This is a genomic window from Phaeobacter sp. JH20_02, assembly GCF_048056915.1.
GTDB classification, from domain to species: domain Bacteria; phylum Pseudomonadota; class Alphaproteobacteria; order Rhodobacterales; family Rhodobacteraceae; genus Phaeobacter; species Phaeobacter bryozoorum.
Map to the genome: position 1 here is coordinate 86,681 of NZ_JAYMVP010000023.1, position 15,473 is coordinate 102,153.

Genomic DNA, 15,473 nt, shown 5'->3' on the forward strand with positions numbered 1-15,473 from the left:
CTAGGCGACGCGGTTTCCTTGTGACCAGACGGAAGACAACGCTGGCACCCCTGCCCGCATTCGGAAGCGGATCAGATCTGCGCGCTTTCCGATGTCGATACGTCCACGATCCGTCAGGTTCACCGCGTCCGCCGGTGCCGAAGTGACGGTCGCGAGGCCTCGCGACATGTCACCCCAGATATCGCCAAGCTGCGCAGCTGCCAGCAACAGGGCCGCAGGCACATAATCGGAGGACAGCACGTCAAGAAGCTCTAGTTCCGCAAGCTCCTTTGCCGCAACGTTGCCGGAATGCGAACCCCCGCGGATCAGGTTCGGCGCGCCCATCATCACCTTGATGCCGTGCGCATGGCAGGCCTGTGCCGCCTCGACGGTGGTGGGGAATTCAGCAAGATGGATGCCGTGACCGGCTGATACCGCCACCTGGTCTGCAGTTGTATCATCATGGCTCGCCAGAACCGCTCCAAAGCGGCGCGCAGCATTCACCGCCTCGACCTCGTGCAGGTCGCCATAGGTCTCGCGCATTTGCTTCAGTCCCGCTACATGCGCTCGGAAGCCGTCGTCATCAAAGCCATGCTTGCCCTTCACATAGGCTTCCAGCTTTGACATGTCGCGGAACTGGCGCTGTCCCGGCGTGTGATCCATCAGGGACACCAGACCGACCCGGTCCTCCTCCCCAAATTCGTTCAGCTCCTGTACCAGGGTTTCAGAACACACCTCGGCGCGCAGATGTAGAAAATGGCTGATCTTGAGCGCCGCCTGATCGCGAAGCTCAAGCAATTCAGATGCAAGACTACGGGCATAGGCGCCGTAGCGGGACTCAGCCGCCTTGATCGAGCCAACGCGCATTGCATCAAAAACTGTGGTAATCCCGGTTCCCGCCAGCTCGGCATCATGAGCGATAATGGCCGCGGCATGGGGCCAGTCGACCTTCGGTCGCGGTTGAATATGTCGCTCCAAGTTGTCGGTGTGCAGCTCAATCAGACCGGGGCACAGAAAGTCTCCCTCTAGGTCAATAGCCCCATTCGGTACGGATGCGCCATCGGCGATATCCACGATCTGCCCATCTTTCAGGGTGACGGAACCGGTGCGGGTTTCTCCGGGAAGAACGAGCGTGGCATTGGCAAGGATCATAGGTTCTGTCATCTGAGTTTCACACGGTTTGAGCTATAGAACGGGCCACACCTAGGAGGCCATTGTGACATTCACGCGATACGCGATCTATTATGTGCCGCCCAAGCAGGCGGAATGGAGCCGATTTGCATCCAGTTGGCTGGGCTGGGACCTTTGCGAAGGGCGTCCGCTGGATCATCCCCCGAACACCGGTCTGGACGTTGCTGCAATCACTGACGTGCCGCGCAAATACGGGCTTCACGCGACCATCAAGCCGCCGTTTCGGCTCGCTGAGGGCAAGACAGCGGACGCTCTGGCTGAGCGGTTTGCGCAGTTCGCAACTGAGATGGCACCAGTTCGGCTGGACGGGCTGACTCTCACACGGCTTGGCCGTTTCCTTGCCCTTTGTCCGACCGGGGATCAGCTGTCGCTGAACCGCCTTGCGTTTAACTGCGTGCGGGATCTGGACGATTTCCGCTCTCCACCTTCGGCAGCTGAACTGGATCGGCGCCGCACTGGAGGTCTGACGCCCGCTCAGGAACAGGCGCTTCTCACCTGGGGCTACCCCTATGTCGGCGACAGCTTCCGGTTCCACATCACGCTGACCGGCAAACGGCCTAAGGCGGAACTGCCTGCCATCGAAAGCATGTTGCAGGACCGGCTCGTGCCGCTGGTGCCAGCGCCCTTTGTTCTTGGAGATCTGGCTCTGGTCGGCGAGGGCAGCGACGGTCGTTTTCAGCTGATCCATCGTCATGCCCTCACTGGCTGAAGCCAGGGGGCCAGGGCTGCTTCTGCGGCCTTGATCGCCCCGTCCAGTTCACCGCTGTTGTCGATGTCGATTACATGCTCGAGCCCGGTCGGTAACGGCGTTGCCGCGCGGGCAAGCCTGCGGCTGACTTCAGCGTCATCCTCGCGCCCGCGCTCGGCCAACCGCGCCGCCAACGCCTCTGGGGTGGCTGTGACAGACAGAACAATCAGGACCCCAAAAACATCCTGCGCTTCGAGGAGCACCTTTCTCGAAAGGTTCACCAAGACGCCCGATGCGATCCCACGCGCCTCGTCTATCTCTCGTGGAATCGCATAATGCAGACCGTGCGCCTGCCAATGGAGCGCAAACCGCTCCTCGGCACGGAGCGCTGCAAAACGGGCCTCGCTTACCGCCTCATAGTCTTCACCACCCAGTTCCGGCGCCCGCGTGATGACGCGCCGCTGCTTCTGCACGCCCGGCAGACGGGCCATCAGCGCATCCATCAGGCTATCCTTGCCAACCCCTGAGGGGCCAACCACAGCGATAACAGGGGCTATCGAAGGCTCCAGGATCATGCAGCAGCCTTTGGGGTAAAGGCTGAAACATCGACAAAACGATCGCAGACCTGCTCGCGTGCGGCCTCATCGTGGAAGATACCGATAATGGCGGCGCCGCGCGCCTTGGCGTCTTCGATCAGAGACAGAACGGTCGCCCGGTTTTGCGCATCGAGACTCGCCGTTGGTTCGTCCAAGAGCATCGCCGGGTAGGTATGGGCGAAACCGCGAGCAATGTTCACCCGCTGCTGTTCCCCACCCGAGAAGGTGATCGGGCTGAGCTGCCACAGGCGTTCCGGTATGTTCAATCCGGCAAGCAGGGTCGCGGCCCGGTCGCGCGCCGCAGCTGTATCAACGCCCACCGACAGAAGCGGCTCAGCCACGACATCAAGCGTTGGTACTCGCGGCACGACCCTCAGGAACTGGCTCACATAGCCCAGCGTTTCACGGCGCAGCGCCAAGATCTCGCGCGGAGCCGCCTTCGCCACATCCACGCCGCCCACCATAACCCTGCCAGATGCCGCCAGATAATTCCCGTAGATTACCCGCATCAGAGTGGATTTTCCCGCCCCGGATGCGCCTATCAGGCCAATGCACTCTCCGGGGGCCACCTTTAGATTTGCACCTTCCATGACCGGGATGACCGCACTGCCCTGATTGTGCAGGGTGAAGCTCTTGCTGACGTTTTGAAGTTCAATCATCTCGGATCCTCAGACCTGAAGAACGCTGGAAACCAGCAATTGGGTATAGGCGTGCTGCGGGTCATCCAGCACCTGATCGGTCAGACCAGCCTCGACGACATGACCGTCTTTCATGACCATCAGCCGATCCGCCAGGAGACGCACCACCGTGAGATCATGGGTCACGATAATGGCGCTCAGGCCCATTTCCCGCACCAGCCCGCGCAACAGATCCAACAGCCGCGCCTGCACCGAAACATCAAGCCCGCCAGTGGGTTCGTCCATGAAGACAAGGCGCGGCCCGGTGACCAGATTGCGGGCAATCTGAAGTCGCTGCTGCATCCCGCCGGAAAAAGCTGTGGGCCGGTCATCGATGCGGCTTTCGGCGATCTCGACCCGCCCCAACCAATCCGCAGCATGGGAGCGGATGTTCCCGTAGTGACGATCCCCCACAGCCATCAGCCGCTCGCCGATGTTGCCGCCCGCCGAAACGGACATCCGCAAACCCTCACGCGCATGCTGATGGACAAAAGCCCAATCCGTGCGCCCCAGCATGCGACGCGCAGGTTCCGACATTGTGACAGTATCCATTGGCCCGTCTGCACGGGTGTCGAAAATCACTTCACCACGATCCGGCGTCAGATGCCCCGCCATACTGTTCAACAGAGTCGATTTCCCCGACCCGCTTTCACCAACGATGCCCATGACTTCGCCCGGATAAAGATCAAAGCTGACATCTGTGCAGCCAATCCGCGCGCCATACATCTTGGCCAGGTTCTTTACTTGCAGCAGCGGCGTCATCACGCGGCCTCCTCACTCAGGCGGCCAATATGGCCAGCGTCACGCCGGGATCGGCAATAATCCGTGTCCGAGCAAACAAACATCCGGTTGCCCGCGTCGTCGAGGATCACCTCATCCAGATAGCTGTCTTCGGCCGCGCAGAGATCGCAGGGGTGATCCGCCTTGCTGGCTTCAAACGGATAGTCCTCAAAATCCAGCGAGACCACTTCGGTATAAGGCGGCACCGCGTAGATGCGTTGCTCGCGCCCTGCGCCAAACAGCTGGATCGCTGCCATGTTCATTTTCGGGTTGTCAAATTTCGGGATCGGCGAGGGGTCCATCACATAGCGGCCTGCGACCTTCACCGGATAGGCATAGGAGGTCGCAATCGCGCCGTGCTGGCTGATGTCCTCATAAAGTTTCACGTGCATCAGCCCATATTCCTGCAGGCTGTGCATCTTGCGGGTCTCGGTCTCCCGCGGCTCGAGAAAGCGCAGGGGCTCCGGGATTGGCACCTGATAGACCAGGATCTGATCCTCGCTCAGCTCCGCCTCAGGGATACGATGGCGGGTCTGGATAACACTGGCCTTCGCAGTTTCTTCAGTGGTGGCTACGCCTGCGGTGTTTTCGAAGAACTTCCGGATCGAGACCGCGTTGGTGGTGTCATCGGCACCCTGATCGATCACTTTCAACGTATCATCCGGCGTCAGCGTCGCTGCCGACACCTGCACGCCACCTGTACCCCAGCCATAGGGCATTGGCATTTCACGGCTGGCAAAGGGGACCTGATAGCCCGGTACCGCCAGCCCCTTCAGGATCGCCCTGCGGATCATCCGCTTGGTCTGTTCATCGAGATATGCAAAGTTGTAGTCGGTCATTACTTTTCCCTCACGGCCCGTATTTGGGAGCATTTGTTTTGCAGGAATTTTCCGTAACGACCCTCGTTCTGGCTGTGGTCGCAATACTGTTGGTCGTCAAACTGTTCCGTATTCAACCGCTTAAGTCGCGACCACAGAACGGCAGTTACGCTGGTGCCGAGGGGCAATACGATGGAGGAGATCATGGCTTTGGGGGACGAGATGGCGGCTGCGACTAACGTCATTCCGCAGCCTCCTGCGCAGCAAGTGTTTCTGCCAGCTCGGTTGCCTCGCGGCGCAATTTGCGCACCAGTTCCAGCTCGGACTGGAAATCCACATAATGTGGCAGTTTGATGTGCTCTAGAAAGCCTGTGGCCTGAATGTTGTCGGCGTGGCTCAGAACAAATTCCTCGTCCTGGGCCGCGGCGCCGAGGTTATCCTCGCCCAGCTCCTTCCAGCGCAGCGCCCGATCAACCAAGGCCATGGCGATGGATTTGCGCTCTGACTGACCAAATACCAGACCGTAACCGCGGGTGAACTGCGGTGGCACGGTTTTCGACCCCTTGAACTGGTTCACGGTCTCGCATTCGGTCAGCTCAACCTCTCCGATCTCAATCGCGAAACCCAGCTCTGGGATCTCCATTTCGACTGGTACGGTGCCGATGCGCAGCTCCCCCACAAAGGCGTGGTTGCGCGCATAGCCACGCTGGGTCGAATAGGCCATGCCAAGGATGAAGCCTTCGTCCCCGCGCGTGAGCGACTGTAGACGCACCGCCCGCCCCGCCGGAAATGACATCGGCTCGCGCGTCAGGTCGCCCGGTTCGGTATCGTCCTGAGGCTCCTGTTCAATAATGTTCTCGCCATCGAGGAAAGTCAGGATATGTGGCGTGTCTTCGCTCCGCGGCTCAGCTGTCTGGGCCTCCGGCAGATCTCCGGCATCACTCTCCGCCGCCAGTTTGAAATCCAGCAAGCGATGGGTGTAATCGAAGGTCGGTCCAAGCACCTGACCACCAGGCGCATCCTTAAAGGTCGCAGAGATCCGTCGGTCACAGGCCATACGGCTCGTTTCAACCGGCTCAGATGCACCGAATCGCGGCAGCGTTGTGCGATAGGCGCGGATCAGAAAAATCGCCTCAATCAGATCCCCACGCGCCTGTTTGATCGCCAGCGCCGCCAGGTCAGGATCGTAAAGCGAACCCTCAGCCATCACCCGGTTCACCGCCAGGCTCAGCTGTTCGCGAATCTGGGCCAGGCTCAGCTCGGCCACCGATGTATCGCCCCGGCGTTCTTCGGCCAGCCACGCATGGGCGTTGTCAATCGCCCGTTCGCCCCCTTTTACGGCAACATACATGTCTTAGCCCTCCTTCTTGGACAGCGGAGCAATCCGGCTGGAACGTGGCAGCGCGCAAAGCTGGCTGCCGACGGTGAAATAAGTGTCGAACCCCAGCGGGAAGAGCGCAGAGTTATCCTGAAATGCGCCCAGATCAGGCAGGTGGATCTGGGCGGTGTCTTTAATGCCAGGGCCGCTCAATTCAGCGTTGGGTGGTGCAAGTTCGTCCATTTCAACGATCAGAGTGGCCGAGCGATCCGGGTATTCAGCCGTGCCGATACGATAGGCATCAACTGGTGCCAGCGCAGCCCAGCCGCCCAGCGCAAAATCTGCAACATCAGCCGCCACCAGCGGCGCGCCTGTATGAAAGGTGACCCATTCCCGCACCGCCAGCGTGTCAACATCCGGCGCTAGGTAGAGACCCGTGTCGGGATCACACAGCGTCAGCAACAGGCAGCCAGCGGCGACAGACAGGTCATCGGGTGGCGCTGCGCCAGTGATGTCCATGATCTGGCCAGGACGTGCCATGGCGGTCATCGCAGCGCGAAACGCATGCGCCGACTGCACCGCAGGAGAAGCAAAACCACCAGAGAAATGAGAAGCCTGGGCTTGCGTCGACATCAGTCTTCCCCCCGCACCATTGTAAAGAAATCAACTTTCGTAGCGGCGGCTTTTGCAGCCCGAGCCGCCTTTTTCGCCTGCTTTGCCTCGCGCAGCGGTGCCAGGATCTGACGCTGCACGTCAGCCGCCGCCCCAGTCTGCATCAGCGCATCAATCTTGGCGGCGATCTCAGCCTGTGCCTTGTTACGGCCCTGAACATAGCCGTGGCCGACAACGCCATCGGCCAATGTCAGCGCGCAGCGGGTAACCGTCATTTCACCTAGGTTGAAGGCCGCTCCGCTGGCCCCCATGCGCCCCCGCACCATCACGCCGCCAACTTCGGGCGGGCGCAGCCATGCGTGATCGGGGTTCTGCCCATAGCTCTGCCAGAGCTCCTCCAATGCCGCGGCATTTGCAGAGGCAAGAAGGCTCATCCATGCTTGGCGGTCCACCCCGCTGCCGGTACCACCCGCTGTCATGCTGTTTTCTCTGTTCATCTTGTCGAAGCCTCTTGGCCTGTTTGTCTAGCTTATCTATACAACTAGACAAATGTTACCTGAGTCGCCCCACGCGGCGCAACGACAACCTTGTGAAAGTTTCGTGACATGCCCCGCACCCCGGTCTGGAAATCCATCGCCATCAGCCTCACCGATGACATCGCACAGGGGCGCTATCAGACCGGCGACAAGCTTCCGCCAGAGGTGCAGCTCGCAGGCCGATTTGGGGTCAACCGCCACACTGTCCGTCGCGCCTTGTCGGAGATGGCAGACCAGGGGCTGGTTCACGCCCGCCGGGGCGCCGGTGTCTTTGTTGCGGCTCAGCCAACAGATTACCCGATTGGCAAAAGAGTCCGCTTTCACCAGAACGTCGCTCGGCTGGGACGTATTCCAGCAAAGAAAATCCTCAGCCTGGAGACCAGGGCTGCCGACCGCCGAGAAGCCGAAGCGCTGGGGCTGGAATCAGGAACAGCCGTACATGTCTATGATGGGTTGTCACTGGCGGATGGCCAGCCGATTGCCCTCTTCCAAAGCGTGTTCCCCGCCGAAGACCTGCCTGATCTGCTCCCCGCGTTGCAAGAGACCCAATCGGTAACAGCGGCGCTGAAGATCTGCGGGGTCACCGACTATACGAGGGTGGAGACCCGTATCACGGCCAAACTCGCAACTGCCACGCAGGCACTGCACCTCAGGATCTCCGAGGGCAGCCCGATCCTGCGGACAACCGGCATCAACGCAGCGCCAGACGGGACCCCTGTCGAATTTGGCCGAACTTGGTTTGCCGGGGACCGGGTGACCCTGACCGTCAGCGATCAGGATGACGCGGGTTTGGCCGACGGGTGACCTGCCTGCATAACGCCCTCGTTGATGGCTGATCCGCAGGCAGGTGCTATGCGTATTTCTCTAAGAAGGCTTCGGCGCTTAGCGCTCGAAAATCGGGGACCGCCGCCTTCAACCGGGCATTGTCCCAGTCCCACCAGGCCAAGGCGATCATCGCCTCAGCGACTGCTTCGGTATACCGACGCCGGATGAGCCGCGCCGTGTTTCCCCCGACGATCGCATAGGGGGCAACGTCCTTGGTAACGACAGTCCCGGCCGCCACCACGGCACCGTGGCCAATGGTCACCTCGGGCTTGATCAGCACACCATGCCCGATCCAGGTGTCGTGGCCGATATGTGCCAGCCGACTGGCACGATGCTGAAACCAGTCCGCGTCATCTTCGATGTCGTCCCAATAGGCCGACGAGCGGTAGAGGAAATGATGCAGCGAGGCCTTTTGCAGCGGATGATCGGTGGCGCCAATACGCGTGGCGCTGGCGATATTCGAGAACTTCCCGATCTCAGCATTGGCGATATCACAGTAGCGATCACAGTAGCTGTAATCGCCGAACCGGCTGTTCAGTACCCGGCTTTCCGCCCCGATTTCGACGAAGGCGCCAAACTGGCTGTTTGCAATCGAACAGTTGGAATGAAGATACGGCTGATCGGCAGAGAGACGGGGCATTGGGTGGCTTTCGAAGATATTGAAGAGACAGGTTCTTAGCACCGCCAACGGTCACGGCAGCAGCATCGCGCCACCCTGACGGCGGGCCTTGCGGCCCGGCTCGCCCTTGATCAGGCGGCGGCGCAGCCAACCGGACACCCAATCCATGACCATCACCATGAGAATGATCAGCACGATGTAATAGGCAACCTCTTCCCAGTCCTTCTGGGTGATAATGGCCTGAGTCAGCAGCAAGCCGATACCGCCACCGGTGATGGCGCCAATGATCGTTGCGCTGCGCGTGTTTGATTCCAGAAAATAGAGCAGCTGGCTCAGCAAGACAGGCGTGATCTGCGGAATGACACCGAAGCGATAGCGCTGCGCCGGCTTCGCGCCTGTGGAGGCAACGCCTTCGATCTGTTTCTCGTCCACATTCTCCAGCGCCTCTGAGAAAATCTTGCCAAAAGTGCCAGTGTCGGTCACCAGGATCGCCAAAGCGCCAGTCAGCGGACCGGGTCCAAAGGCCCGGGCAAGGACCACGGTCCAGATCAGAGAGTCGACGCCGCGCACGAAATCAAACAGGCGACGGGTTGCAAAGCGGACCGCGCGCAGCGGCATGAAGTTCCGGGTAGCAGCAAATGCGAGCGGCAGCGCAATCAGCCCCGCGCCCATCGTGCCAAGGAACGCCATCAGCAGCGTTTCGAAAATGGCCCAGGCCACATCCTGATGCCGCCACATCTTGTTGGTCCAGAAATCGTGGAAGATCGCGCCCGCTTCACCGGTTGCGGCCCGGGTCATCAGCTCACCGGGCCCCAGACCGTGGTAACGGCTGTCGAGGGTAAAGAAGAACAGCTCCCAACCAGCAAAATACCGAAACACCTCCGCACGGTTACGGGTCACCGTCAGACGCCCGGCGTCGGTCGTCACTGCCAGCCGGTTCTTTGAGACATTGATCCAATCCGGCAGATCGCCTGCCGGAAATTCGGCCTGCACGCCAGCGCTGCGACTTGGGGTTGCGCGGATCCTACCATAGCCGGGGATATCAAAAACAATGCTCTCGGGGCCGAAGCGAACCTGATGACCATCTTCGAGGTCAATCACGGTAACGTCGGACGGTGTCGTCGCGAGGGAAACCCACTCCGGCGCTTGCCCATCGGGATAGGCCCCTTTGCGCTCTCCCTCGATGGCGACGCTAACGTCACCTGTCCGATTGTCGCGCGTGACGTGGGTTTTGTAGCTGTAACTATCTGCCACCAGCGTGCGGGCATTCTGCGGATTCATCCGCGCGGCCAGTCCCGCAACGTCGAAGGCGACGACGACATAGGCGAGATAGACCAGTACCAAGAGCGGCAGAGAAAGGCTCAGGACGCGCTTGCGGATGAACAGGCGCTCCATGTCCAGTTTGCGCAAGGTCGGCGGAACAGTGGTGTCAAAGGTCGTCATTGTTTGGCTCCGTGGGTCAGCCGGTCGCGCAGCAGGCCCGACAGTTGATCCACCAGGACGATGGTAAAAAACAGCAAAAGAAAGATCGCCGCAGCTTCATCATACCGCCCCTGCCCCCAGGACATGGCGTTACGCAGCTCGTAGCCGATACCGCCTGCCCCGACGAAGCCGAGAATGGCGGAGGCGCGGATATTGATTTCGAACCGCAGAAGTGCGTAGCTCACATAGTTCGGGCCGACCTGGGGAAAAACGCCCAGCACCATGCGCTGCGCCCAACCGGCCCCGACAGAGGCCAGTCCTTCGACAGGCTTCAGCGATGCGTTCTCATTCACCTCGGAAAACAGCTTGCCCAGAGCGCCCGCAGTGTGGATCGCAATCGCGATCATCGCAGGCACCGGTCCACCACCCAAAAGAAAGATCAGCACCAGTGCGATGACGATTTCCGGGATCGCACGAAAGATATCCAGCATCCGGCGGAACAGCGGGATAAGGCGCGGCCAGCGCGCCAGCCCCCGTGTTGCCAACAAAGACAGGATGGTTCCGAAGATTGCCCCAATCAGCGTGGCAGCGGCAGCGATGTTCAAGGTCTCGATCAGGGCCGGTGAAAACTGTAACACATGCCCGGGCAATAGGGCCACCTTCTCGACCGCTTCCGAAAGCACCTCAGAGGGGTAGTCAAAAACATGGGTAATCCCATTCCAGAAAGACCCTGCGTTGCGATCGTCGGCGATCCTGAAACCGGCGGCCATCATCGCCACAAATACGGCCAGAAGGATCCCGCCATAAAGGCGCTTGCGCTGTATCAGCGCCTGGTAATCGGCCTGAATGTCGGACACCGAAGGGGCCGAGGCTGTTGCATCTGTCATGAATGGGATCCTGTGTCGTCGAAAACAGCCGAACGGCTGGGCTTTCGATGTTTCACGTGGTGGAGACTGCGCGCAGTCAGTTCCGAACCAGGGCAGTTGGCAGATAAAATGGCGGGGTTCGGCACGAATTCTCCGAACCCCGCGCGCTTAGGTACTGAAATTAGTTGGACTTCAATTTCCGCGCTTCGATGATAACCTCGTAGGCCTCGTGGGTGATCGGCATGAAGCCTTTCGCCTCACCGGCGGCCACACCATAGAAACATTCAGCATCCATCGACTTCAGAGAGGCCATCAGGCCAGTCATCTTCAGCTTCACGTCCTCGGGCAGTTCGGTGCGCAGAACAACCGGGCCCTCGGGAATAGGCTTGGACTGCCAGATCTGCACCAGATCGTTCATATCGACGAGACCTGCATCAACCGCGCGACGCAGCGCGCCGGAGTTGAAACCATCTTCCCATTCGCCCAGACCGTCAGCCCAGCTGACGCCGGCGTCCACATCGCCATTCGCAACAGCGACGATTGTCTGCTCATGCCCGCCCGTGAATTTAACCTCGCCAAAGTAATCGCCGGAGGTCATGGTCGCGCCGGTTACCTGTGGAATCTCGATCGAAGGGATCAGGAAACCGGAGGTGGAGTTTGGATCACCAAAACCAAATGTCTTGCCCTGCATGTCATCGAGCGATGTGATCCCGCTATCCTTACGCGTGAAACCGATGGAATAGTAGCCATAGCCACCGTCGTTATTCACCTTTACCAGGATCGGCTCTACCGCCGCCGGATCACTGAGATAAGTTTTGGCATAGCCGGATGCACCCAGCCACGCCATGTCGATGGTGCCGCCCAGCAGCCCCTGGATCACCCCGTTGTAGTCGGCCGGGGCAAAGAGTTTGGTTTCGACCCCCAGAAGATCCTCGGTCTTTTGACGCAGGCACTCGTTGTTGTTCAGGCGATCCTGAGCGTTTTCACCACCAAGAATACCGATACGGAATTCCTGAATTTCCGAGGTCTCAGCAAGAACCGGTGCGGTCAGCGCGGTGGTCGCCAGAATGGCAGCAATAAGGTTTTTCATTAGTCAATCTCTCTGGTTGGTCATGTCGGCGAACGAACCGCCGGGTTTGGAAAAAACTGTCAGTTCGCGGGAACAGGCTGTCGGCGCGGCTGAATACGGTTCAATGTCTCAATCTCTGTAGAGGTAGCGGCCTCGGAGAAGTCCGCGCCTGCTCCGTAGATCTCGCGGGCGACACCGGTCGTCAGCTGCTCCGGCAGACCATCGAACACGATGCGCCCATCCCGCATGCCGACAACACGGTCGCAGTAGCGACGTGCGGTATCCAGTGTGTGCAGATTGGCGATGACAGTGCGGCCGTCCTCCTCGTGGATACGGCGCAGTGCCTCCATGACTGTCTGGGCATTCATCGGATCAAGCGAGGCAATCGGTTCATCCGCCAAAATGATCCTCGGATCCTGCATCAGAGCCCGTGCAATCGCGACCCTCTGTTGTTGACCACCCGAGAGCGCCTCGGCCCGTTTTGCGGCGTGTTCGGCGATACCAAGCCGGTCAAGGATATCAATCGCGCGATGGATGTCGTCCATCGGGTAGAGATTGAACAACGTCGCAAGGCTCGAGCGACGGTTGAGCGTGCCGTGCAGCACGTTGGACACGACATCCATCCGCGGAACCAGATTGAACTGCTGAAAGATCATCGCACAATCGGATTGCCAGGCGCGTTTCTCCTTGCCGCGCAGCTGGGTCACATCGCGCCCTTCGAAAAGTATGCGCCCCTCACTGGCGTCCCCAAGCCGGTTGATCATCCGCAGCAACGTGGATTTCCCCGCGCCCGAGCGGCCGATAATGCCGATCATGCAGGGCTTGTCGATATCCAGCGTCGCGGCATCCACCGCGATCTTGTCGCCGAATCTCTTGGTCAGTTTGTCAATTCGCAGCACCTGAGGCTCCCGTCTCTTTGCGGGACTGACTAAGCTGCCAGATCAAAACTTGTGTGTCATCGCGGTGAAGCTTTTGTAACGGCCGGCATGACAACAGCCAGCACGCCCCTAGGCGCGCCGGCAACAAGCCGCTATACGGCGACGAAACGCTGCCCACGAAACCAAGGAACTGCTGCCATGTCTTTCGACCGCTCCATCAAAATCGCACCTTCGATCCTGTCTGCCGACTTTGCCAATTTTGGCCAGGAGATTCAGGCCATCGAATCCCAAGGCGCCGATTGGGTTCATATCGATGTGATGGACGGGCATTTTGTACCCAACCTTACTTTTGGTCCGATGGCGGTGAAGGCGTTTCGCCCACATGTCAAAACCGTGATGGATGTGCATCTGATGATTGCACCGGTTGACCCCTATATCGACGCCTATGCAGATGCCGGGGCCGACGTTCTGACCGCACATGTCGAGGCCGGGCCGCATATTCATCGCACCCTGCAAGCGATCCGTGGGGCAGGTATGAAAGCCGGTGTGGCCCTGAACCCCGGCACCCCTGCCGAGGCGGTTGCCCATCTGCTGGATCTGACCGATCTGATCTGCGTCATGACGGTGAACCCCGGGTTCGGCGGTCAGAAGTTCATCGATATGACCGCCAAGATTCGCAGCCTGCGGTCCATGATCGGTGATCGCCCGGTGCATATCGAGATTGATGGCGGCGTTGACCCCAAGACCGCACCGCTGGTGGCCGAAGCCGGGGCGGACGTGCTGGTCGCCGGATCAGCAGTGTTCAAGGGCGGCTCCGTCGATACGCCGGAGGTTTACGGAGAAAATATCCGCAACATCCGAGCCGCTGCTGCTGGCGTCTGGGCCTGAGCGAGCGACATCACAGCAGCGCGCATTCAGTAGGGCGGACACAAGGAACTCCCGCCCGCTGCGACGCCTTTCAAGAAAGGCGCTGAAGCCGTTGGGCCAAGCGCCGCGCGTTGCGCGGCGCGGGCGCTTCACGCCAGCCGGTCCGCGAAATGGGACAGCAGAAGATGCTTCAGGATCTTGCCTGTCGGTGCCGCTGGCAGCTGTTCTGTGAGCACAATAAGGCCGGGCCGTTTATAGCCTGCCAGACGCTCTGCCACGAAGAGACGTAAGTCCTCAACCCGAGGCGCATCGGCAGTGGCCACCTGCACAAAGGCGACCACCTGTTCGTCCCCGTCCATCTGGCGGCCGACAACAGCGGATTGAACCACCTGCGGATGGGCATTCAGAGCTGCTTCGACCTCCGGCGGGAAGACATTGAAACCGCCATGGATAATCAGCTCCTTGGCGCGTCCGTCGATATGCAGATTGCCGCTTTGGTCCCAACGCCCCATATCGCCGCTGCGCAGCCAACCTTCGGGATCGAGAGCCGCCCGCGTGGCGTTCGGGTTGCGGAAATAGCCGAGCATAACGTTGTCTCCGCGCAGGCAGATCTCTCCCAGCCCGCCGCCGCCGCCCGGGACATTTTCATCCAGACGCACCTCAACCCCCGATAGCGGTGAGCCAACCGATGTATCAGGGTCACCCAGGCAGTTGCGTGTCGCGCAGATCCCTGCCGTGGCCTCGGTCATCCCATAGCCGTTCTGCAGGGCAACGCCGTAAAAATCTTCCGCCCGCCGTTTCCAATCCGGGTCGAGCGGAGCCGCGCCAGAGGAGACATAGCGCAGATCGGGACTATCAAGATGCGCCAACCCCTGTTCCTTAGCGTATTGCATCACCAGCGCGTGCATCTGCGGTACGGCGGAAACCAAGGTGACGCCGCTCCGCAACGCCTGATAAAACCGCGCCGCGCTAAAGCGCGCCTCAAGACGAACCTCGGCCCCGATCATCACGGAGGCGGTCAGAACGGACGCAAGGCCAAACACGTGGCTAAGTGGCAAAACGCCATAGATCACATCTCTTACGGTCATATCGCGCAAGCGAGCCGAGGCACCGCCGCCGAAACTCAGGTTTCCATGGCTGAGCATCACCCCCTTTGGATTACCGGTCGTACCGGTTGTGTAGAGCAGCACGGCCAGATCGGACGGTATCGTTTCATCGCCTCGATCGCCCGCCGCAACACCCTCTCCGGGGGCTGACATGACGATCTGCAAGCTGCCCAGATCGCCCGGCATCGGGTGTGCGCCCAATCGGGCCGCGTGGGCCGCAGCATCCGGCGAAGCGGCCACCGTCAGCAGGATCACTGTCGGCTCGGCATGGGCACGGATACGCTCGACCTCGGGCGCTCGCATCCGGGCATTCACGGGAACTGCAACACCGCCCAATTGTGAGGTAGCAAACAGGGCCGCTACGGCGACGCAGCAGTTCTCGCAGACTAACATGACCCGGTCACCCGGCCCCACTCCAGCGGCCACCAGATGAGATCGCAGTTCATCGCAGACGCGGGCAAGCTCACCATAGGTCCACTTCGTCCCGCCGCTGTCGCTGAAGGCCGGAGACTCCGGACGATGGCGCGCATGTTGCTCAAGATACTCGTGCCAAAGCGTCATGTTCGATTCCCCGTGGTCGTGTTGATATCTGTCACCCCCTCCGCAGACAAAGCTGCGCCGCGGGG

At 60.3% G+C, this 15,473-nt stretch carries 17 protein-coding genes; 3 read left to right on the top strand and 14 right to left on the bottom strand.

Annotated features, from left to right (window positions below; all coding sequences use genetic code 11):
* On the bottom strand, positions 1 to 1,143 hold the full coding sequence (locus VWY34_RS12610; RefSeq protein ID WP_416540687.1) for an alpha-D-ribose 1-methylphosphonate 5-triphosphate diphosphatase: 1,143 nt from the start codon (positions 1,141 to 1,143) through the stop codon (positions 1 to 3).
* Positions 1,144 to 1,195: 52 nt separating this feature from the next.
* On the opposite strand from VWY34_RS12610, the gene VWY34_RS12615 reads away from it, so the two are divergent.
* Positions 1,196 to 1,879 (top strand): DUF1045 domain-containing protein, encoded by a 684-nt coding sequence (locus VWY34_RS12615; RefSeq protein ID WP_416543327.1) that lies wholly within the window; start codon positions 1,196 to 1,198, stop codon positions 1,877 to 1,879.
* Here VWY34_RS12615 and phnN read toward each other — a convergent pair.
* The 7 genes from phnN to phnG form a co-directional block, all read right to left on the bottom strand.
* Positions 1,861 to 2,433 (bottom strand): phosphonate metabolism protein/1,5-bisphosphokinase (PRPP-forming) PhnN, encoded by a 573-nt coding sequence (gene phnN / locus VWY34_RS12620; RefSeq protein ID WP_416545510.1) that lies wholly within the window; start codon positions 2,431 to 2,433, stop codon positions 1,861 to 1,863. The genes VWY34_RS12615 and phnN overlap by 19 nt on opposite strands.
* Positions 2,430 to 3,113 carry a phosphonate C-P lyase system protein PhnL gene (gene phnL / locus VWY34_RS12625; RefSeq protein ID WP_416545512.1) on the bottom strand — a complete coding sequence of 228 codons (684 nt, stop codon included), beginning with the start codon at positions 3,111 to 3,113 and terminating at the stop codon, positions 2,430 to 2,432. The genes phnN and phnL overlap by 4 nt, the downstream gene beginning before the upstream one ends.
* Before the next feature lie 9 nt (positions 3,114 to 3,122).
* Positions 3,123 to 3,893: a phosphonate C-P lyase system protein PhnK gene (gene phnK / locus VWY34_RS12630; protein ID WP_416549024.1), complete on the bottom strand. Its 771-nt coding sequence runs from the start codon at positions 3,891 to 3,893 to the stop codon at positions 3,123 to 3,125.
* Positions 3,893 to 4,750: an alpha-D-ribose 1-methylphosphonate 5-phosphate C-P-lyase PhnJ gene (locus VWY34_RS12635; protein ID WP_340544371.1), complete on the bottom strand. Its 858-nt coding sequence runs from the start codon at positions 4,748 to 4,750 to the stop codon at positions 3,893 to 3,895. Before VWY34_RS12635 ends, phnK begins: the two co-directional genes overlap by 1 nt.
* Positions 4,751 to 4,970: 220 nt before the next feature.
* Positions 4,971 to 6,080, bottom strand: a complete 1,110-nt coding sequence (locus VWY34_RS12640; protein ID WP_340544370.1) for a carbon-phosphorus lyase complex subunit PhnI — start codon at positions 6,078 to 6,080, stop codon at positions 4,971 to 4,973.
* Between the two features lie 3 nt (positions 6,081 to 6,083).
* Positions 6,084 to 6,680 (bottom strand): phosphonate C-P lyase system protein PhnH, encoded by a 597-nt coding sequence (gene phnH, locus VWY34_RS12645; RefSeq protein ID WP_416545516.1) that lies wholly within the window; start codon positions 6,678 to 6,680, stop codon positions 6,084 to 6,086.
* Positions 6,680 to 7,156 carry a phosphonate C-P lyase system protein PhnG gene (gene phnG, locus VWY34_RS12650; protein WP_416545518.1) on the bottom strand — a complete coding sequence of 159 codons (477 nt, stop codon included), beginning with the start codon at positions 7,154 to 7,156 and terminating at the stop codon, positions 6,680 to 6,682. The genes phnH and phnG overlap by 1 nt, the downstream gene beginning before the upstream one ends.
* A 108-nt stretch (positions 7,157 to 7,264) precedes the next feature.
* On the opposite strand from phnG, the gene phnF reads away from it, so the two are divergent.
* Positions 7,265 to 7,999 carry a phosphonate metabolism transcriptional regulator PhnF gene (phnF, locus tag VWY34_RS12655; RefSeq protein WP_416543333.1) on the top strand — a complete coding sequence of 245 codons (735 nt, stop codon included), beginning with the start codon at positions 7,265 to 7,267 and terminating at the stop codon, positions 7,997 to 7,999.
* 46 nt (positions 8,000 to 8,045) lie between these two features.
* Here phnF and VWY34_RS12660 read toward each other — a convergent pair whose 3' ends face one another.
* The 5 genes from VWY34_RS12660 to phnC all read right to left on the bottom strand — a co-directional run bounded on the left by VWY34_RS12660 (position 8,046) and on the right by phnC (position 12,895).
* Positions 8,046 to 8,660 (bottom strand): chloramphenicol acetyltransferase, encoded by a 615-nt coding sequence (locus VWY34_RS12660; RefSeq protein WP_416545520.1) that lies wholly within the window; start codon positions 8,658 to 8,660, stop codon positions 8,046 to 8,048.
* Positions 8,661 to 8,711: 51 nt separating this feature from the next.
* The gene (phnE, locus tag VWY34_RS12665; protein WP_416545522.1) at positions 8,712 to 10,082 is read right to left on the bottom strand and encodes a phosphonate ABC transporter, permease protein PhnE; all 1,371 of its coding nucleotides are present in this window, start codon (positions 10,080 to 10,082) and stop codon (positions 8,712 to 8,714) included.
* Positions 10,079 to 10,948, bottom strand: a complete 870-nt coding sequence (gene phnE, locus VWY34_RS12670) for a phosphonate ABC transporter, permease protein PhnE (protein ID WP_340544364.1) — start codon at positions 10,946 to 10,948, stop codon at positions 10,079 to 10,081. Before phnE (VWY34_RS12670) ends, phnE (VWY34_RS12665) begins: the two co-directional genes overlap by 4 nt.
* 160 nt (positions 10,949 to 11,108) lie before the next feature.
* Positions 11,109 to 12,017, bottom strand: a complete 909-nt coding sequence (gene phnD / locus VWY34_RS12675; protein WP_416543336.1) for a phosphonate ABC transporter substrate-binding protein — start codon at positions 12,015 to 12,017, stop codon at positions 11,109 to 11,111.
* 59 nt (positions 12,018 to 12,076) lie between these two features.
* The gene (gene phnC / locus VWY34_RS12680; protein WP_340544362.1) at positions 12,077 to 12,895 is read right to left on the bottom strand and encodes a phosphonate ABC transporter ATP-binding protein; all 819 of its coding nucleotides are present in this window, start codon (positions 12,893 to 12,895) and stop codon (positions 12,077 to 12,079) included.
* A 177-nt stretch (positions 12,896 to 13,072) separates the two neighbouring features.
* Between phnC and rpe the strand changes: the two genes are divergently transcribed.
* Positions 13,073 to 13,762 carry a ribulose-phosphate 3-epimerase gene (rpe, locus tag VWY34_RS12685; protein WP_340544360.1) on the top strand — a complete coding sequence of 230 codons (690 nt, stop codon included), beginning with the start codon at positions 13,073 to 13,075 and terminating at the stop codon, positions 13,760 to 13,762.
* Between the two features lie 128 nt (positions 13,763 to 13,890).
* On the opposite strand, the gene VWY34_RS12690 is transcribed toward rpe, so the two are convergent.
* Complete coding sequence (locus VWY34_RS12690) at positions 13,891 to 15,408, bottom strand: class I adenylate-forming enzyme family protein (protein WP_416545524.1); 1,518 nt, start codon at positions 15,406 to 15,408, stop codon at positions 13,891 to 13,893.
* Positions 15,409 to 15,473: the final 65 nt, after the last annotated feature.

Coding starts and splice junctions, on each gene's coding strand:
- VWY34_RS12610 (WP_416540687.1), bottom strand. CDS start 1,143: ATGACAGAACCTATGATCCTTGCCAATGCCACGCTCGTTCTTCCCGGA.
- phnN (WP_416545510.1), bottom strand. CDS start 2,433: ATGATCCTGGAGCCTTCGATAGCCCCTGTTATCGCTGTGGTTGGCCCC.
- phnL (WP_416545512.1), bottom strand. CDS start 3,113: ATGATTGAACTTCAAAACGTCAGCAAGAGCTTCACCCTGCACAATCAG.
- phnK (WP_416549024.1), bottom strand. CDS start 3,893: ATGACGCCGCTGCTGCAAGTAAAGAACCTGGCCAAGATGTATGGCGCG.
- VWY34_RS12635 (WP_340544371.1), bottom strand. CDS start 4,750: ATGACCGACTACAACTTTGCATATCTCGATGAACAGACCAAGCGGATG.
- VWY34_RS12640 (WP_340544370.1), bottom strand. CDS start 6,080: ATGTATGTTGCCGTAAAAGGGGGCGAACGGGCGATTGACAACGCCCAT.
- phnH (WP_416545516.1), bottom strand. CDS start 6,680: ATGTCGACGCAAGCCCAGGCTTCTCATTTCTCTGGTGGTTTTGCTTCT.
- phnG (WP_416545518.1), bottom strand. CDS start 7,156: ATGAACAGAGAAAACAGCATGACAGCGGGTGGTACCGGCAGCGGGGTG.
- phnF (WP_416543333.1), top strand. CDS start 7,265: ATGCCCCGCACCCCGGTCTGGAAATCCATCGCCATCAGCCTCACCGAT.
- VWY34_RS12660 (WP_416545520.1), bottom strand. CDS start 8,660: ATGCCCCGTCTCTCTGCCGATCAGCCGTATCTTCATTCCAACTGTTCG.
- phnE (WP_416545522.1), bottom strand. CDS start 10,082: ATGACGACCTTTGACACCACTGTTCCGCCGACCTTGCGCAAACTGGAC.
- phnE (WP_340544364.1), bottom strand. CDS start 10,948: ATGACAGATGCAACAGCCTCGGCCCCTTCGGTGTCCGACATTCAGGCC.
- phnD (WP_416543336.1), bottom strand. CDS start 12,017: ATGAAAAACCTTATTGCTGCCATTCTGGCGACCACCGCGCTGACCGCA.
- rpe (WP_340544360.1), top strand. CDS start 13,073: ATGTCTTTCGACCGCTCCATCAAAATCGCACCTTCGATCCTGTCTGCC.
- VWY34_RS12690 (WP_416545524.1), bottom strand. CDS start 15,408: ATGACGCTTTGGCACGAGTATCTTGAGCAACATGCGCGCCATCGTCCG.